The following is a 15,818-nucleotide window of genomic DNA, read 5'->3' as shown; positions in this document are numbered from 1 at the left end:
GTTTCGCTTTTTTTTTCCTACATATTTTACCGGGTTTTGGAAACCCGGGGGCCGGCGGGCGCGGCCCCCCCCCCCCCCCCCGACGGGATGGGCTCAGAGCACCTTGGAGAGGAACGACCTGGTGCGTTCGTGCTGCGGGTTCGTGAGGACCTCGCGGGGGTTGCCGGACTCGACCACCACACCGCCGTCCATGAACACCAGCGCGTCGCCGACCTCGCGGGCGAAGCCCATCTCGTGGGTGACGACGATCATCGTCATCCCCTCCTCGGCCAGGCCGCGCATGACGTCCAGCACCTCGCCGACCAGCTCCGGGTCGAGCGCCGAGGTGGGCTCGTCGAAGAGCATCAGCTTGGGCTTCATGGCCAGCGCGCGGGCGATCGCGACGCGCTGCTGCTGGCCGCCGGAGAGCTGCGAGGGGTAGCTCTTCGCCTTGTCGGAGAGCCCCACCCGCTCCAGCAGGGCCATGCCGCGCTCGCGCGCGTCGGCCTTGGACTCGCCCTTGACCTGCACCGGCGCCTCGATGACGTTCTCTATGGCGGTCATGTGCGGGAACAGGTTGAAGCGCTGGAAGACCATGCCGATGTCGCGCCGCTTGAGAGCGACCTCGCGGTCCCTCAGCTCGTAGAGCCTGTCGCCCTTGCGCCGGTAGCCGACCAGTTCGCCGTCCACCGACAGCAGGCCGCCGTTGATCTTCTCCAGGTGGTTGATGCACCGCAGGAAGGTCGACTTGCCGGAGCCGGACGGGCCGATCAGGCAGAACACCTCGCGGGGCCTGACCTCCAGGTCGATGCCCTTGAGCACCTCGACCAGGCCGTACGACTTGCGCACGCCCTCGGCCCTGACCATCGGCTCGCCCGGCACGGAGTCCGTGGGCGTCTTGGTCAGATCGGTCATACGTGACCACCTCCCTCAAGCCCCGGAACCACGTCGTGGTCGGCCTTCGGGGTCGGCTTGCCGGCGAACATCCTGCGGACCCGCTGCATCGGGGTCGGCGGCAGGGTCCTGGTGGTACCCCGAGCGTAGTACCGCTCGACGTAGTACTGCCCGATGGTCAGCACGGAGGTGAGGAAGAGGTACCAGAGGCTGACGGTGATCAGCAGTGGGATGGTCTGGAAGGTGCGCGAGTAGATGTTCTGCCCGGCCCGGAACAGCTCCTCCAGCGCGATGACGCTGACCAGCGAGGTGGTCTTGAGCATCGAGATGGTCTCGTTGCCGGTCGGCGGGATGATCACCCGCATGGCCTGCGGCAGGATGATCCGGCGCATGGTCGCGAAGCGGCTCATGCCGAGTGCGTGGGCCGCCTCGGTCTGCCCCTCGTCCACCGACTGGATGCCGCCGCGGACGATCTCCGCCATGTACGCGGCCTCGTTCAGGCCGAGGCCGAGCAGTGCCGCCGTGAACACCGGGATCAGCGTGTTGGTCGACTCGGACCAGAACTCGGGGCCGAACGGGATGCCGATCGACAGCTTGGGCCACAGCGCGCCCATGAAGTTCCAGAACACCAGCTGGACCAGCACGGGGGTGCCGCGGAAGACCCAGATGTAGAACCACGCGGTGCCGGACAGCAGCGGGTTCGGCGACAGCCGCATCACCGCGAGGATGATGCCGCCGGCCACGCCCATGATCATGGACAGCGCGGTGAGTTCCAGGGTCACACCGAGGCCGTGCACGATGCTGGAATCGAAGAGGTAGGTGTTGACGACATCCCACTGGAACGCGGGATTGAAGATCAGGGCGTGGAGCAGCATCGCCGCGAGGACCGCGACGACGACGGCTCCGGCCCACCGGCCGGGGTGGCGGACCGGGACGGCCTTGAGGGTTTCGGGCCGTCCCGGGTGCGCCTCCCCCTGATCGGAATGGTTCACAGTGGCCTCAGGGGGTGGGGAACTGGCGGGGGGTCAGCTGGTGGCGCCGTTGGTCACGGACTTGTCGATCGCGCCCGCCTGGACGCCCCACTTCTCAAGGATCGCCTTGTAGGTGCCGTCGTCGATCAGTGACTGGACGGCACCCTGGACGGGCGCGGCGAGCGGGGAGCCCTTGGCCAGGACCACGCCGTACGGGGCCTTGCCCTCGACGGTGCCGAGCTGTTCGAGCTGGCCGTTGGTCTGCTTGAGGGCGTAGTCGACGACCGGGGAGTCGGCCAGCATGACCTGGTCGCGGCCGGAGACCAGCGCGGTGGTCACGTCGGTCTGCAGGTCGAACTTGTCGCCGTCGTTGGGGATGGGGGGCTTGCCGGCCTTGACGCACGCCGGGTTGATGACGTCCTTGATCTGGTCGGCCTGGGTGGTGCCGGTCTGGACGGCGACCTTCTTGCCGCAGAGGTCGTTCGGGTCGATCTTGTCGGGGTTGCCCTTCTTGACCGCCGCGCTGGTGCCCGCGGAGAAGTAGGTCACCATGTCGACGGTGGCCTCGCGCTCCTTGTTGTCCGTGAAGGAGCTCATGCCCAGCTGGAACTTGTTGGCCTGGATGCCCGGGATGATCGCGGTGAACGGCGAGTTCTGGACCTCGACCTGGAGGCCCAGCTTCTGGCCGATGGCGTTGGCCAGGTCCACGTCCATGCCGATGATCTTGTTCTGGGCGTCCTGGAACTCGTTGGGCGCGTACGAGGCGTCGGCGGCCACGACGATCTTGCCGGTCGACTTGACGTCGGCCGGCACCTGGGCGGCGAGCGCCGGGTCGGCGGCGACCGCCGGGATCGTGGCGGACGCGTTCACGCCGCCGGAGGGCGAGCTGGACGACGACTTGCTGCTGCTGCAACCGGTCAGCACGAGGGAGACCGAGGCGGCGACCACACCGGCCGCGAAGAGCCGGTTGCGCTTGGTACGGGCGGTCATGAGGGGGATCTCCTCCTGGGAGAGAAGGTCGGGCGGAGCGCGCCGCGGGAGCGGCGCACCGGGGTTGCGAGCCGTACGGCGCCGTACGGGTGTGCGTCGTACGTCGTCGTACGTGCAGGCCGGGTTTTGCAGTGCCTGGACGCTGGGACCGCCCAGGGTTGAACGGGTTACTGCATCCGCCACCCTCCGCCGAGGTGGACGTTGACCGAACCGCCTCGACCAGTGGCCGGCTCGATCCGAGATGGGGGGAATCCTGCCATCTGAGGACGGTCAGGTGACCCTCATCCAGATCAAAATCGGATAACGAGGGGTCACACCGTCCGCTATTCGGACCTATTCCTGGCCCCTGTCACCCTCCGCATAAGTATGCAGATCCCTCTGTGCTCTGCCCGGAGGCCCGCCGCCCGTCCGCTCAGATACCCCCGTTGACCACGGCGTTCTGCGCCGCACCCGCGCTGACGCTCCACTTGGCGAGGATCTTGTCGTACTCGCCGCTGCGGATCAGCTGGTCGACCGCCTTGGCCATCGCGTCGCGCAGCTGGGTGTCGGTCTTGCGCACCGCGATCCCGTACGGGTTGGAGGTGGACTGCCCGCCGGTCACCTCGTAGCGGTTGCCGCCGTCGGTGGTCTTCGCCGCGTAGGCGGCCACCGGGAAGTCGTTCAGCCCGGCCTGGGCGGCGCCGGAGGCGACCTCGGCCAGCGCCTTGGCGTCGCTGTCCAGCTTGTGCGTGGTCAGCTGGCGGCCGGTGCGGGCGCAGACCCCGACCTGCCGGGTGGCGATCTCGTCCTGGGTGGTGCCCTGCTGGAGCGCGATGGTCTTGCCGCACAGGTCGTCCAGGGTCTTGATCCCCTTGGGGTTGCCCTTCGGGACGACGATCGAGGTGCCGGCGATGAAGTAGTCCACGAAGTCCACGCCGGGGTTCGCCTGCTTGCCGCTGTCGTCCAAGCCGTCGCGGCGCTGGCGGATGTCGCTGATCGCGGACATCGCCACGTCGTACTGCTTGGACTGCAGGTTCGGTATCAGCTTGGCGAACGTGGTGTCCACGAACTCGATCCGCACGTCGAGGATCTTGCCCAGCGCGGTGGCGATCTCCGGGTCGAGACCGGCCGGCTTGCCGTCCGGGCCGCGGAACTCCACCGGGGCGTAGTTGACGTCCATGCCGATGCGCAGCACCCCGGCGGAGCGCTGGGCGGCGGGCAGCTTGTCCCGGACGTCCTTGACCGGGTCGTCCGCGGAGGCGGCCTGCCCGCCGCCTCCGCAGCCGGTCAGCAGCAGGGCACCGGCGGTGGCCAGGACGGCGCCGACGAGCACCGGACGACGGAAGGGGAGGAGGTGAGGCATGAGGGGCTGCTCCTGTGGGAGGGACGTGCGGCCGCCACGGTGTCGCGGTGGTGTGCGCGAAATGGCGGCCACGCGATCCTGCCATCCCGCCCTGCCGGGCCCGGCGGCGGGTGTGTCAGAATTCGGTACCGGGTGACCCCCGAACGCTCGAACCGGACCGCCGGGCCCCGACAGGCTCGGGGTGCTCGGGAACGGAAGTCCTCACGCGGCTCCGTATCCGGAGTGCCGACTCCCCCTGCGTCCGAGTTCACTCCTGCGGGTGCGCGTGCGCTCATGCCGTTGCCGCCGCCGGTGCCCGGCGCTTCCGACGCCGGGCCCAGTGACGCGACAGCGCGGCGATGAACCGCACGTGACGAGGACGAAAAGGCACAGGTGCGGTGCCTTCGTCCGACCTAGGCTCGGCCCGATAGCACTAACGCGGACAACACAAGACCCCATAAAACCCTCATCCGAGGGCGCCGCCCGACGGCAGCGCCCCGACCCCGTTCCGGGTCCGCTTCGGCGTACCCGGTTTCCGGTTTCCGGACGGGTCGCCCTGTCCGTCGGTCGCGCGTCCTCGCCAGATCAATGACGAAGAGGTCATCGTGGCAGCGGAGATCATCAGCAGCACCCAGGACACCGACGATCCGGTCGACGCGGTTTTCGCGCTCCACCGCGGCGGCAAGATGGAGATCCGGGCGACCGTCCCGGTGCGCGACGCGGACGACCTGTCCCTCGCCTACACCCCCGGTGTCGCCCGCGTCTGCACGGCCATCGCCGAGCAGCCGGAGCTGGTCAACGACTACACCTGGAAGTCCAACACCGTCGCGGTGGTCACCGACGGCACCGCGGTGCTGGGCCTCGGCGACATCGGCCCGCAGGCCTCGCTGCCCGTGATGGAGGGCAAGGCCATCCTGTTCAAGCAGTTCGGCGGCGTGGACGCGGTGCCGATCGCGCTGGCCTGCACCGAGGTCGACGAGATCGTCGAGACCGTGGTCCGGCTGGCGCCCTCCTTCGGCGGCGTCAACCTGGAGGACATCTCCGCCCCCCGCTGCTTCGAGATCGAGCGCCGGCTCCAGGAGGCCCTGGACATCCCGGTCTTCCACGACGACCAGCACGGCACCGCGATCGTCACCACCGCCGCCCTGTGGAACGCGGCCAAGGTGACCGGCCGTGAGATCGGCTCGCTGCGGGCCGTCATCTCCGGTGCGGGCGCGGCCGGCATCGCCATCGCCAAGATGCTGGTGGCGGCCGGCATCGGCGACGTGGCGGTCTGCGACCGCAAGGGCGTGGTGTACGAGGGCCGCGGCGACCTCACCGACGTCAAGGCCGAGATCGCCGGGCTGACCAACCGCACGGGCGTCAAGGGCTCGCTGGCCGACGCGCTGGCCGGCGCCGACGTGTTCATCGGCGTCTCCGGCGGCACCGTGCCGGAGGAGGTCGTCGCGACCATGGCCGAGGGCGCCTTCGTCTTCGCGATGGCCAACCCGACCCCGGAGATCCACCCCGAGGTCGCGCACAAGTACGCGGCCGTCGTGGCCACCGGCCGCAGCGACTTCCCGAACCAGATCAACAACGTGCTGGCCTTCCCGGGCATCTTCGCCGGTGCCCTGCAGGTCCGGGCCAGCCGGATCACCGAGGGCATGAAGCTGGCCGCCGCCAAGGCGCTGGCCGGCGTGGTCGCCGACGAGCTGACCCCGCAGAAGGTCATCCCCTCGCCGTTCGACGAGCGGGTCGCCCCGGCGGTCACCAAGGCCGTCGCCGAGGCGGCCCGGGCGGAGGGCGTCGCCCGGATCTGACGATCCGGTCCGACGATCCGACCGGACATCCCGTACACGGCCGAGGCCGGGACGCGCGTCACACCCACGCGTGGTTCCCGGCCTCGGTCGTCCGCCGCTATCGTCCGGATCATGTTTGCTGCCTACGCCGCACGTATCGATGCCGACGACCCGCTCAGCGGACTGGAGTTGGGCGAACTCCCCGAGCCGCAGGCCCGCCCCGGGTGGAGCGTGGTCACGGTCAAGGCCGCCAGCCTCAACCACCACGACCTGTGGTCGCTGCGCGGGGTCGGCCTCCCGGCCGAGAAGCTGCCGATGATCCTCGGGTGCGACGCGGCGGGCGTCGACGAGAACGGCAACGAGGTGGTCATCCACTCGGTGATCGGCCAGAGCGGCCACGGGGTGGGCCCGAACGAGCCGCGCTCCATCCTGACCGAGCGCTACCAGGGCACCTTCGCCCAGCAGGTGGCGGTGCCCACCTGGAACCTGCTGCCCAAGCCCGCCGAGCTGAGCTTCGAGGAGGCCGCCTGCCTGCCCACCGCCTGGCTGACGGCCTACCGGATGCTGTTCACCAACGGCGGGGTCAAGCCCGGTGACACCGTCCTGGTGCAGGGGGCCGGCGGCGGCGTGGCGACCGCGCTGATCGTCCTCGGCAAGGCGGCCGGCCTGCGGGTCTGGGTCACCGGCCGGGACGAGGCCAAGCGCCGCCGGGCCGTGGAGCTCGGCGCGGACGCGGCCTTCGAGAGCGGCGCCCGGCTGCCCGCGCGGGTCGACGCGGTGATGGAGACCGTCGGCGCCGCGACCTGGTCGCACTCGGTGAAGTCGCTGCGTCCGGGCGGCACCATCGTCATCTCGGGTGCCACCTCCGGCCCCAACCCGAGCGCCGCCGAGCTGAACCGGATCTTCTTCCTGGAGCTCAAGGTGGTCGGCTCGACCATGGGCACCAAGGAGGAGCTGGCCGGGCTGCTCGCGCTCTGCGCCAACACCGGCGTCCGCCCGGTGATCGACTCGGTGCTGCCGCTGAGCGAGGCCCGGGACGGCTTCGCCCGGCTCGCCAAGGGCGAGGTCTTCGGCAAGATCGTCCTCAACCCCTGACGCGAGGGGGCCCGGCGCTCCGCGCGGGAGCACCGGGCCCGATCCTTCGTTCGGGCCGGCCGGTCCGGCCGGCCTTTCGTCCGGCCGGGCCGGACGGTTGCCCTGCGGCCGTCAGCCGAGCAGCCGCTTCAGCCGCTCGCCCGCGGCGCCCAGCACCCGGCGGGCCTCGGCCAGCTTGTCCCCGCTCACCCCGCCGTCCCGGGCCGCGTCGCGGACCTGGTCGCGGAAGCGGTCGAGCAGCCGTTCCAGCTCGCGGGCCGGGTCCTCGGCCGGGTCGGTGCGCGTCCACGCGGGCAGGTCGGCCGGTGCGGCCGGCTCGTCCTCGTCCAGGTCGATCCGGGTGACGGTGATCCGCTCGTCCGACGGGGCGGGCTCGTCCGACGGGTGGCCCCAGCGGGCCGCGTCGGCCAGCCCGGACAGGCCCTTGGTCAGCTCGGCCAGGCCCTCGGCCAGCCCGGTCGGCCAGTCGCCCTTCGCGGCGTGCTCGCGCACCTGCTGCTCGACCCGGCGCTTGATCCGCAGCGCCTCCTGCTGGGCGGCGGTGCGCGAGGCCTTGGCCTGCTCGCGCAGCCGGCGGGCCTCCTCCTCGGCCGCCTTCGCCTTGGCCTTGGCCGCCTTCTCCTGCTCCCGGGCGCGCTTGGCCTGGTCCTTGGCCTGCCGCTTGAACTCGGCGAACTCGTCCTTGGCGCGCTGCCAGGAGTCGTTGTCGCCCCAGGGGCCGGCCCACGGGTCGCCCGCGCGCTCGGCGCGCTCGGCGCGGTCCGGCCGCGGCGTCTGCTTGGCGGCCTTCCACAGCTCCTCGCGCAGGTCCTTGGCGCTGTCCCGGACGTCCTCGCGGATCGCCCCGGCGAGCTGCGCCACGGAGTCCCGGATCTCCAGCTCCAGCTCGTCCAACTCACCCTGCCGGGCTTCGAGTTCGGCCCGTCCGGCGTCGGTCAGCCGGTAGACCTTGCGGCCGCCCTCGGTGCTGTGGGTGACCAGGCCCTCCTGCTCCAGCTTGGCCAGCCGCGGGTAGACCGTCCCGGCCGAGGGCGCGTACAGGCCCTGGAAGCGCTCCTCCAGCAGACGGATCACCTCGTAGCCGTGCCGCGGGGCTTCGTCCAGCAGCTTCAGCAGGTAGAGCCGGAGCCGGCCGTGGCCGAACACAGGGGTCATCTCAGGCCTCCTTGGTGAAGTCGGGCTTGCCGGAGCCGGCCGGGAGCTCCTTCGCCGGGCCGTCGTCCTCCGGCTCCGGGCGGCTCAGCACGGTGACCGAGCCGGAGACGGTGGTGACGTTGAGCTTGCCACGGCCCTCGCCGAGCTGGCCGGACAGCTTCTTGGCGCCCCAGGAGCCGCTCAGCTTGAGCTGCTCGAAGCTGCTGGAGATGTCGCCGCTGGTGGAGCCCGCCTCGACCTTGGCGTCGGCGCGGGAGGGGATCCGGACCACGACCGGGCCGCTGACGGTGGTGACCTTGACGTCGGCCTCGCCGTCGACGTCGAGGTCCAGGGTGACGGCCCCGGTGACGGCGTTGGCCTGGACCCGGTCGGCGGTGCCGGCGACGACGGTCAGCTGCCCGGAGACGGTGTTGACCCGGAGCTGGCCGCCGACCGACTGGGCGTCCACGTCACCGGTGACGGTGTTGGCGTCGGTGCGGCCGGTCAGCCCGACCAGGGTGGTGTCGCCGTTGGCGCTCTGCACCGAGACGTGCCCGGTGACGCCGGAGACGGTGGTGCCGGCGGAGACCGTGCCGAGCTTGACCTCGGTGTCGGCCGGCACGGTCAGGGTGATGCCGGCGACCCGCTTGCGCTTGAGCGAGCCGAAGAAGCTCTTGACCGAGCCGACCGACTTGAGCCAGTCGCCGAACTCGCCCCAGCTGTTGATGTCCTTGTAGGTGACCGTCAGGACGCCGTCCACCACGGTCACGTGCAGGGGATCGCCCTGGAGTTCGGTGACCTCCAGGCGGGCCGGGCCCTCGGCCGCCACCACGTTCACCCTGCCCTCGATGATCCGCACGTGCAGCGCGCGGACCGCGTCGTCGATGGTGATCCTCTCGGGGCCCTCGACCGTCCACTGGCTCATCTCTGCCGCCTCCCGTTGCCGATCGCGATGTATCGCGTTCTCTTCTAAAGACGATATATCGCGTGCCGGGAGAGTCAAGCGTGCCCGACCCCGATCCCGACCCCGATCCGCCCCCGAGGCTTCCCCTACGGGCCGCCGGCCGGGGCCGTCCGCGGACGCGCGAGAGGCCCGGGAGGCGGGTTGCCTCCCGGGCCTCTCGCAGGCCGTCACCGGGTCACTCGTCGTCCTCGTCGTCGAGCCGGGCCAGCCAGGTGGCCAGCCGCTCGACCGGGATCTCGAAGTCCGGGTTGAGGTCGACGAACTCGCGCAGGCGCTCGGCCAGCCACTCGAAGCTGACCTCCTCCTCGCCGCGCCGGTTCTGCAGCTCCTCGATGCCTCGGTCGGTGAAGTACACGGTTCGCTCCGGTCCGATGGGGGTTGACCCGGTCAGGATAGACCGGTCAGCTGGCCCGCCAGGTGCTCACGGTGACCTTGGCGGCACCGGTGGTCGGGTCGGCCTGGTCGATCGCCGCGATGGCGATGTTGTGGGTGACCCGGTCGCGCACGCAGAGCAGGCGGCCCGGGGCGACCCGGTTGTACGAGAGGTCGGTGTCCGGCCGGGAGTCGATCGCGGCCGCGCACTGCTCGGCGGTGACGGACGGTTCGGTGATCACCGCGAAGTCCGACTTGTTGTCGCCGTAGCTGGTGAAGGAGTTGGCCTTGCTGCCGGCGCCGCCGACGTTGCTCACCCCCAGGCCCCACTTGATGTCGTTGGAGCGCGGCACCACGGTGCCCGCGTCCAGGTCGATCCGGTAGGAGTCGGAGGAGTAGTCGGCCCCGGGGATCGCCAGCGACTTCTTGTCCAGCATCAGGGAGTAGCCGGTCGGCCGGGCCGGGGCCGAGACGGTGCCCTGGGGGGACTTCGAGGGCGCGGCCGTCACCGGCGCGTTGGTGTACGTGCTGCTCGGGCCGGGGGAGGAGCTCTCGGTCTGGACGGGCGCCGGGTTGGGGGTGGACGGGCCGCTGCTGACGGCCGCGCTGTCCTTCTTCTTGCCGTCGTCCAGCTTCTTCATCAGCACCACGCCGCCCGCGGTGCCGCCGACCGCCATCACCAGGGCGACGGTGAGCAGCACCTTCCAGGACACCCCGCCCTTGCGCTTGGGCTCGGGCTCCTTCTCGGGCTGCGGGTCGGCGGTCACCACCGGGCCGGGCGGCGGGGTGTCGTACGACGGCGGCTCGGACCGCAGGTGGACGGTCGGCGGGGTGGTCAGCACCGGGGCGGTCGGCGACTCGGTGGGCGGCTGCGGGGCGCCGTACGAGCCGAGCGGCGGCGGCGCGAAGCCCTGCGGGGGCGTCACGGGCGGCTGCTGCGGGTGCACCGCGGTGGCCGGATGGGTCGGGTGGGTCGGGGCGGCGACGGGGTGGGTCGGCGCGACGGGCGGCTGCGGGGGAGCGGCCGGGGCGGCGGCCGGCATCGCCGGCATCGCGGGCACCGGGGTCGGCGGGGTGGCGGGCGCGGCCGGCAGCGGCGTCGGCGGGGTCTTGGGCAGGTCGGAGCGGCGGGTGATCTCGGTGTTGACCTCGCGCGGCAGCCAGTCGTCGCCGAACCGCAGCTGGCCGCCGACCTCCGGGTGGTTGCGGGCGACCTGGATGATCTCGGCGGGGGTCGGGCGGTCCTCCGGGCTCTTCGCCAGGCAGCGCTGGATCAGCTCGCGCAGGTCGGCCGGGACGGCCGACAGGTCGGCCTCCTCGTGCACCACGCGGTAGAGCACCGCGGTGTCCGGGCCGTCGCCGAACGGCGCGGTGCCGCCGGCCACGTACGCGGCCAGGGCGCCGAGCGCGAAGACGTCGGTGGCCGGGGTGACCGGGCGCCCCTGGGCCTGCTCGGGGGACATGAAGGCGGGCGAGCCGATCCGGTAGCCGGTGCCGGTCAGCGCGGTGGCGTCGGCGGCCCGGGCGATGCCGAAGTCGATCACCCGCGGGCCGTCCCCGGCGACCAGCACGTTGGCGGGCTTGAGGTCGCGGTGGACCACCTCGACGCTGTGGATCGCCTGCAGGGCCTCGGCGATGCCGCCCATCAGCAGCAGGACGGTGCGCACCGGCAGCGCGCCGTTCTCCCGCACCACCTGCTGCAGGGACGGGCCCGGGACGTACGCGGTGACCAGCCAGGGGGCGTCGCTGTCCAGCCCGCCGGAGTCGATCACCTGCGCGGTGTAGAGCCCGTGGATCCGCTGGGCGTTGCTGACCTCCTGGGCGAAGCGGCGGCGGAACTCGCCGTCCTCGGCGAACTCCGGGCGGACCACCTTGAGCGCGACCGGGCGCCCGCCCGGGGTGTACGACAGGTAGACCCGGCCCATGCCGCCGGCGCCGAGCCGGGCGAACAGCCGGTAGCCGCCGACCTCCTTGGGATCGTCCGGCAGGAGCGGCTGGAAGACCGGAGGGAGCTTTCCGGCGTTCCGAGGCGTGTCGGCGGTCATGTGGTGGTCCCCCTGGGAGAGCGGTGAGGCGGTACGGCCGGGGCGGCGGGCGCGACGACGGGCGTCCGGCGTCCTTCTGGCGAGGCATAACCTATCGATCCGTCAGGAGTCCGTGCACAGCGGTTCCGGTTTGGTTGCAGAGCTGGAACCTTGACATGGCTCGACGGTGAAACGGTTCTCCCGGGAACGAGCGGTGGAAAGCGGGCGGCGGAGAACGACGCGGCCCCCGTCCTCCCGGGTGGGAGGACGGGGGCCGGTGAGCCCTCGGCGCCTCAGGGCGCCGCAGCGTCTGGCGTCAGAGCGAGAAGACCTCTTCGATCAGCGCCTGCTGCTCGGCGGCGTGCCGCTTGGCCGAGCCGACCGCCGGGGACGAGGCCGTCGTGCGGGCGACGCGGCGCAGGCGGGAGCCGCCGGCGCTGCGGCCGATGACGACCTGCAGGTGGTCGACCAGGTTCATCGCGATGAACGGCCAGGCACCCTGGTTGTCCGGCTCCTCCTGCGCCCAGACGAACTGGACGTTGTCGCCGTAGCGGGCCAGCTCCTCCTGGAGCTCGGCCACCGGCAGCGGGTAGAGCCGCTCGACCCGGACGATCGCGGTGTCGGTGACGCCGCGCTCGGTGCGGGCCGCCTCCAGGTCGTAGTAGAACTTGCCGGCGGTGATGACCACCTTGCGGACCTGCGCCGGGTCGACGGTGGCGTCGCCGATGACCGGGCGGAACGAGCCGGACAGGAACTCCTCGGTCGCACTCGCCGCGGCCTTCAGACGCAGCATCGACTTCGGGGTGAAGACGACCAGCGGCTTGTGGTGCGGGTTGTGCGCCTGCCAGCGCAGCAGGTGGAAGTAGTTCGACGGCAGGGTCGGCATGGCGACCGTCATGTTGTTCTGCGCGCACAGCTGGAGGAAGCGCTCCGGGCGGGCGGACGAGTGGTCCGGGCCCTGGCCCTCGTAGCCGTGCGGCAGCAGCAGGGTGACGCCGGAGTGCTGGCCCCACTTCTGCTCGGCGGAGGCGATGTACTCGTCCACCATGGTCTGCGCGCCGTTGACGAAGTCGCCGAACTGCGCCTCCCACATGACCAGCGCGTTCGGGCGGGTCAGCGAGTAGCCGTACTCGAAGCCCATGGCCGCGTACTCCGACAGCAGGCTGTCGTAGACGGTGTAGCGGGCCTGGTCCTCGGTGAGGTACTGCAGCGGGGTGTAGTCCTCGCCGGTCTTGCGGTCGATCAGGACGGCGTGCCGCTGGCCGAAGGTGCCGCGGCGGCTGTCCTGGCCGGCCAGGCGGACCGGGTGGCCCTCCATGAGCAGCGAGCCGATGGCGAGGGTCTCGCCCATCGCCCAGTCGATGGTGTTGTCCTCGACCGAGCCGGCGCGGCGCTGCAGCTGCGGCAGCAGACGCGGGTGGACGGTCAGCCAGTCCGGGTGGTTCACCTGGGAGGCGGCGATCCGCTTGACCATCTCCTGGGAGATGCCGGTCTGGATGGAGACCGGGAAGTCGGCGACCGGCTTGCCGGCGGTGGCGTCGGCCGGCGCCTGGGCCGCGTCGCGGACCTCGGCGAAGACCTTCTCCAGCTGGCCCTGGAAGTCCTGGAGCGCCTGCTCCGCCTCTTCCATGGTGATGTCGCCGCGACCGATCAGGCCCTCGGTGTACAGCTTGCGCACCGAGCGCTTCTTGTCGATCAGGTCGTACATCAGCGGCTGGGTGAACGACGGGTTGTCGGCCTCGTTGTGACCGCGGCGGCGGTAGCAGATGAGGTCGATCACCACGTCCTTGTGGAACTCCTGACGGAACTCGAAGGCGAGCCGCGCGACGCGGACCACGGCCTCCGGGTCGTCGCCGTTCACGTGGAAGATCGGGGCCTCGATCATGCGGGCCACGTCGGTGCAGTACATCGAGGAGCGCGAGGACGCCGGGGCGGCGGTGAAGCCGACCTGGTTGTTCACCACGACGTGCACGGTGCCGCCGGTGCGGTAGCCGCGCAGCTGCGACATGTTCAGGGTCTCCGCGACGACGCCCTGGCCGGCGAAGGCCGCGTCGCCGTGGATCTGGATCGGCAGCACCGGGAAGGTGGTGCCGCCCTGGTCCAGGATGTCCTGCTTGGCGCGGGCGATGCCCTCGACGACCGGGTCCACGGCCTCCAGGTGGGAGGGGTTCGCGGCGAGCGAGACCTTGATGGTCTCGCCGTCCAGGCCGGTGAAGGTGCCGTCGGCGCCCAGGTGGTACTTGACGTCGCCGGAGCCGTGCATCGACTTCGGGTCGAGGTTGCCCTCGAACTCGCCGAAGATCTTGCCGTACGGCTTGCCGACGATGTTGGCCAGCACGTTCAGGCGGCCGCGGTGGGCCATGCCGATGACGGCCTCGTCCAGGCGGTGCTCGGCGGCGGCGTCGATGGTCGCGTCCAGCAGCGCGATCAGCGACTCACCGCCCTCCAGCGAGAAGCGCTTCTGGCCGACGTACTTGGTCTGCAGGAAGGTCTCGAAGGCCTCGGCCGAGTTCAGGCGGCGGAGGATCCGCAGCTGCTCCTCGCGCTCGGGCTTGGAGTACGGCTTCTCCAGGCGCTCCTGCAGCCACTTGCGCTGCTTCGGGTCCTGGATGTGCATGTACTCGATGCCGACGGTGCGGCAGTAGGTGTTGCGCAGCAGGCCGAGGATGTCGCGGAGCTTCATCATCTTCTGGCCGCCGAAGCCGCCGACCGCGAACTCGCGCTCCAGGTCCCACAGGGTGAGGCCGTGCGTGGTGACGTCCAGGTCGGGGTGCTTGCGCTGCTTGTACTCCAGCGGGTCGGTGTCGGCCATCAGGTGACCGCGGACCCGGTAGGAGTGGATCAGCTCCATGACGCGCGCGGTCTTGTTGACCTCGTCGTCGTGGGTGGTGGCGACGTCGGTGGCCCAGCGGACCGGCTCGTACGGGATCCGCAGCGACTCGAAGATCTCGTCGTAGAAGCCGTTCTCGCCGAGCAGCAGGCGGTGGATCTCGCGCAGGAACTCGCCGGACGCCGCGCCCTGGATGACGCGGTGGTCGTAGGTCGAGGTCAGCGTCATGATCTTGGAGACGCCCAGGCGGGACAGGGTCTCCGGGGCGGAGCCCTGGAACTCGGCCGGGTACTCCATGGCGCCGACGCCGACGATGGTGCCCTGGTTCTGCATCAGGCGCGGCACGGAGTGCACGGTGCCGATGCCGCCGGGGTTGGTCAGCGAGACCGTGACGCCGGTGAAGTCGTCCATGGTCAGCTTGTTGGCGCGGGCCCGGCGGACGATGTCCTCGTAGGCCTGCCAGAAGCCGAAGAAGTCGAGGGTCTCGGCCTTCTTGATGGCCGCGACGACCAGCTGGCGGTCACCGTTGGGCTTGACCAGGTCGATGGCCAGGCCGAGATTGACGTGCTCCGGCTTGACCAGGAAGGCCTTGCCGTCCTCCACCTTGTAGCTGTGGTTCATGCCCGGGGCGGCCTTGATGGCCTGGACCAGGGCGTAACCGATCAGGTGGGTGAAGGAGACCTTGCCGCCGCGGGCGCGCTGCAGGTGGTTGTTGATGACGATGCGGTTGTCGATCAACAGCTTCGCCGGCACGGCGCGGACCGAGGTCGCGGTCGGCACCTCCAGCGAGGCGTCCATGTTGGTGGCGACGGCCTTCGCCGGGCCGCGCAGCTGGACCAGCTCGGGGCCGGCGGTGGCGGCGGGCGCGGCCGGGGCCGGGGCGGCGGCCTTCGGGGCCGGGGGCGCGGCGGGCGCGGCGGCGAGCGGGGCGGCAGCCGGGGCCGGAGCGGCCGGAGCGGCCGGTGCGGCGGTGGCGGGCGCGGCCGGAGCAGCAGCGGCGGGCGCGGGGGCAGCGGCAGGGGTCGGCGTGGGGCCGGCCTGGGTCGCGGCCTGGGTCACTGGGGTCACCTCGGTACCGGGCTTGTAGTCGGCGAAAAAGTCCCACCAGGCTCGGTCGACCGAGTTCGGGTCCTGGAGGTACTGCTGGTAGATCTCGTCGACGAGCCACTCATTGGGGCCGAAGCCAGTGGAGCTTGCCGAGCTGTTGGGGGTTTCTTGGGACTGTGGCGACACGGCGGCAACCGCCCTCTTCCGCTTCCTTTTGGGATGTTTGGACAGCGGGGATTAAGGCTACGCCCCTGACCGATGATCGCGCAGTCCCCGGGGGCCAGGCGTCGTCCAGATCACAGTCCTGACCTGCAGTTTGGCTGAAAAAGTACGTTAGAAAGCCGTATCTGAGGGGAACCGATCGGCGTCGAAGGCGCCTGATACCCGGACCAAACCGGACAAACCCGTACAGTAATCCG

At 71.0% G+C, this 15,818-nt stretch carries 11 protein-coding genes; 2 read left to right on the top strand and 9 right to left on the bottom strand.

The window, feature by feature from the left end; all coding sequences use genetic code 11:
• Positions 1 to 93: 93 nt before the first annotated feature.
• From ABT048_RS21115 to ABT048_RS21100, 4 genes are all read right to left on the bottom strand, one after another.
• Complete coding sequence (locus ABT048_RS21115) at positions 94 to 894, bottom strand: amino acid ABC transporter ATP-binding protein (RefSeq protein ID WP_350522965.1); 801 nt, start codon at positions 892 to 894, stop codon at positions 94 to 96.
• Positions 891 to 1,865 carry an amino acid ABC transporter permease gene (locus tag ABT048_RS21110; RefSeq protein WP_350522964.1) on the bottom strand — a complete coding sequence of 325 codons (975 nt, stop codon included), beginning with the start codon at positions 1,863 to 1,865 and terminating at the stop codon, positions 891 to 893. The genes ABT048_RS21115 and ABT048_RS21110 overlap by 4 nt, the downstream gene beginning before the upstream one ends.
• Before the next feature lie 33 nt (positions 1,866 to 1,898).
• Positions 1,899 to 2,834, bottom strand: a complete 936-nt coding sequence (locus tag ABT048_RS21105; RefSeq protein WP_350522963.1) for an ABC transporter substrate-binding protein — start codon at positions 2,832 to 2,834, stop codon at positions 1,899 to 1,901.
• Positions 2,835 to 3,246: 412 nt separating this feature from the next.
• Complete coding sequence (locus ABT048_RS21100) at positions 3,247 to 4,176, bottom strand: ABC transporter substrate-binding protein (protein ID WP_350522962.1); 930 nt, start codon at positions 4,174 to 4,176, stop codon at positions 3,247 to 3,249.
• Positions 4,177 to 4,760: 584 nt separating this feature from the next.
• On the opposite strand from ABT048_RS21100, the gene ABT048_RS21095 reads away from it, so the two are divergent.
• On the top strand, positions 4,761 to 5,954 hold the full coding sequence (locus tag ABT048_RS21095; protein WP_350522961.1) for an NAD(P)-dependent malic enzyme: 1,194 nt from the start codon (positions 4,761 to 4,763) through the stop codon (positions 5,952 to 5,954).
• Positions 5,955 to 6,065: 111 nt separating this feature from the next.
• Positions 6,066 to 7,028, top strand: coding sequence for a zinc-binding dehydrogenase (locus ABT048_RS21090; protein ID WP_350522960.1), 963 nt, complete (start codon positions 6,066 to 6,068; stop codon positions 7,026 to 7,028).
• Between the two features lie 111 nt (positions 7,029 to 7,139).
• Here the strand turns inward: ABT048_RS21090 and ABT048_RS21085 are convergent, their stop codons facing one another.
• From ABT048_RS21085 to ABT048_RS21065, 5 genes are all read right to left on the bottom strand, one after another.
• On the bottom strand, positions 7,140 to 8,183 hold the full coding sequence (locus ABT048_RS21085) for a PadR family transcriptional regulator (protein ID WP_350522959.1): 1,044 nt from the start codon (positions 8,181 to 8,183) through the stop codon (positions 7,140 to 7,142).
• A gap of 1 nt (position 8,184) precedes the next feature.
• Positions 8,185 to 9,087, bottom strand: coding sequence for a DUF4097 family beta strand repeat-containing protein (locus ABT048_RS21080; protein ID WP_350522958.1), 903 nt, complete (start codon positions 9,085 to 9,087; stop codon positions 8,185 to 8,187).
• A 214-nt stretch (positions 9,088 to 9,301) separates the two neighbouring features.
• Positions 9,302 to 9,481 (bottom strand): DUF6104 family protein, encoded by a 180-nt coding sequence (locus tag ABT048_RS21075; protein ID WP_350522957.1) that lies wholly within the window; start codon positions 9,479 to 9,481, stop codon positions 9,302 to 9,304.
• 46 nt (positions 9,482 to 9,527) lie between these two features.
• Positions 9,528 to 11,543 (bottom strand): serine/threonine-protein kinase, encoded by a 2,016-nt coding sequence (locus tag ABT048_RS21070; protein WP_350522956.1) that lies wholly within the window; start codon positions 11,541 to 11,543, stop codon positions 9,528 to 9,530.
• Positions 11,544 to 11,838: 295 nt separating this feature from the next.
• The gene (locus ABT048_RS21065) at positions 11,839 to 15,585 is read right to left on the bottom strand and encodes a multifunctional oxoglutarate decarboxylase/oxoglutarate dehydrogenase thiamine pyrophosphate-binding subunit/dihydrolipoyllysine-residue succinyltransferase subunit (protein WP_350522955.1); all 3,747 of its coding nucleotides are present in this window, start codon (positions 15,583 to 15,585) and stop codon (positions 11,839 to 11,841) included.
• Positions 15,586 to 15,818: the final 233 nt, after the last annotated feature.

Origin of the sequence: Kitasatospora sp. NPDC096140 (assembly GCF_040303045.1) — a bacterium.
In the GTDB taxonomy this organism is placed as follows: Bacteria; Actinomycetota; Actinomycetes; order Streptomycetales; family Streptomycetaceae; genus Kitasatospora.
Note: the sequence above shows the minus strand (reverse complement) of the source record. Positions and strands in the feature narration are given on the sequence as shown.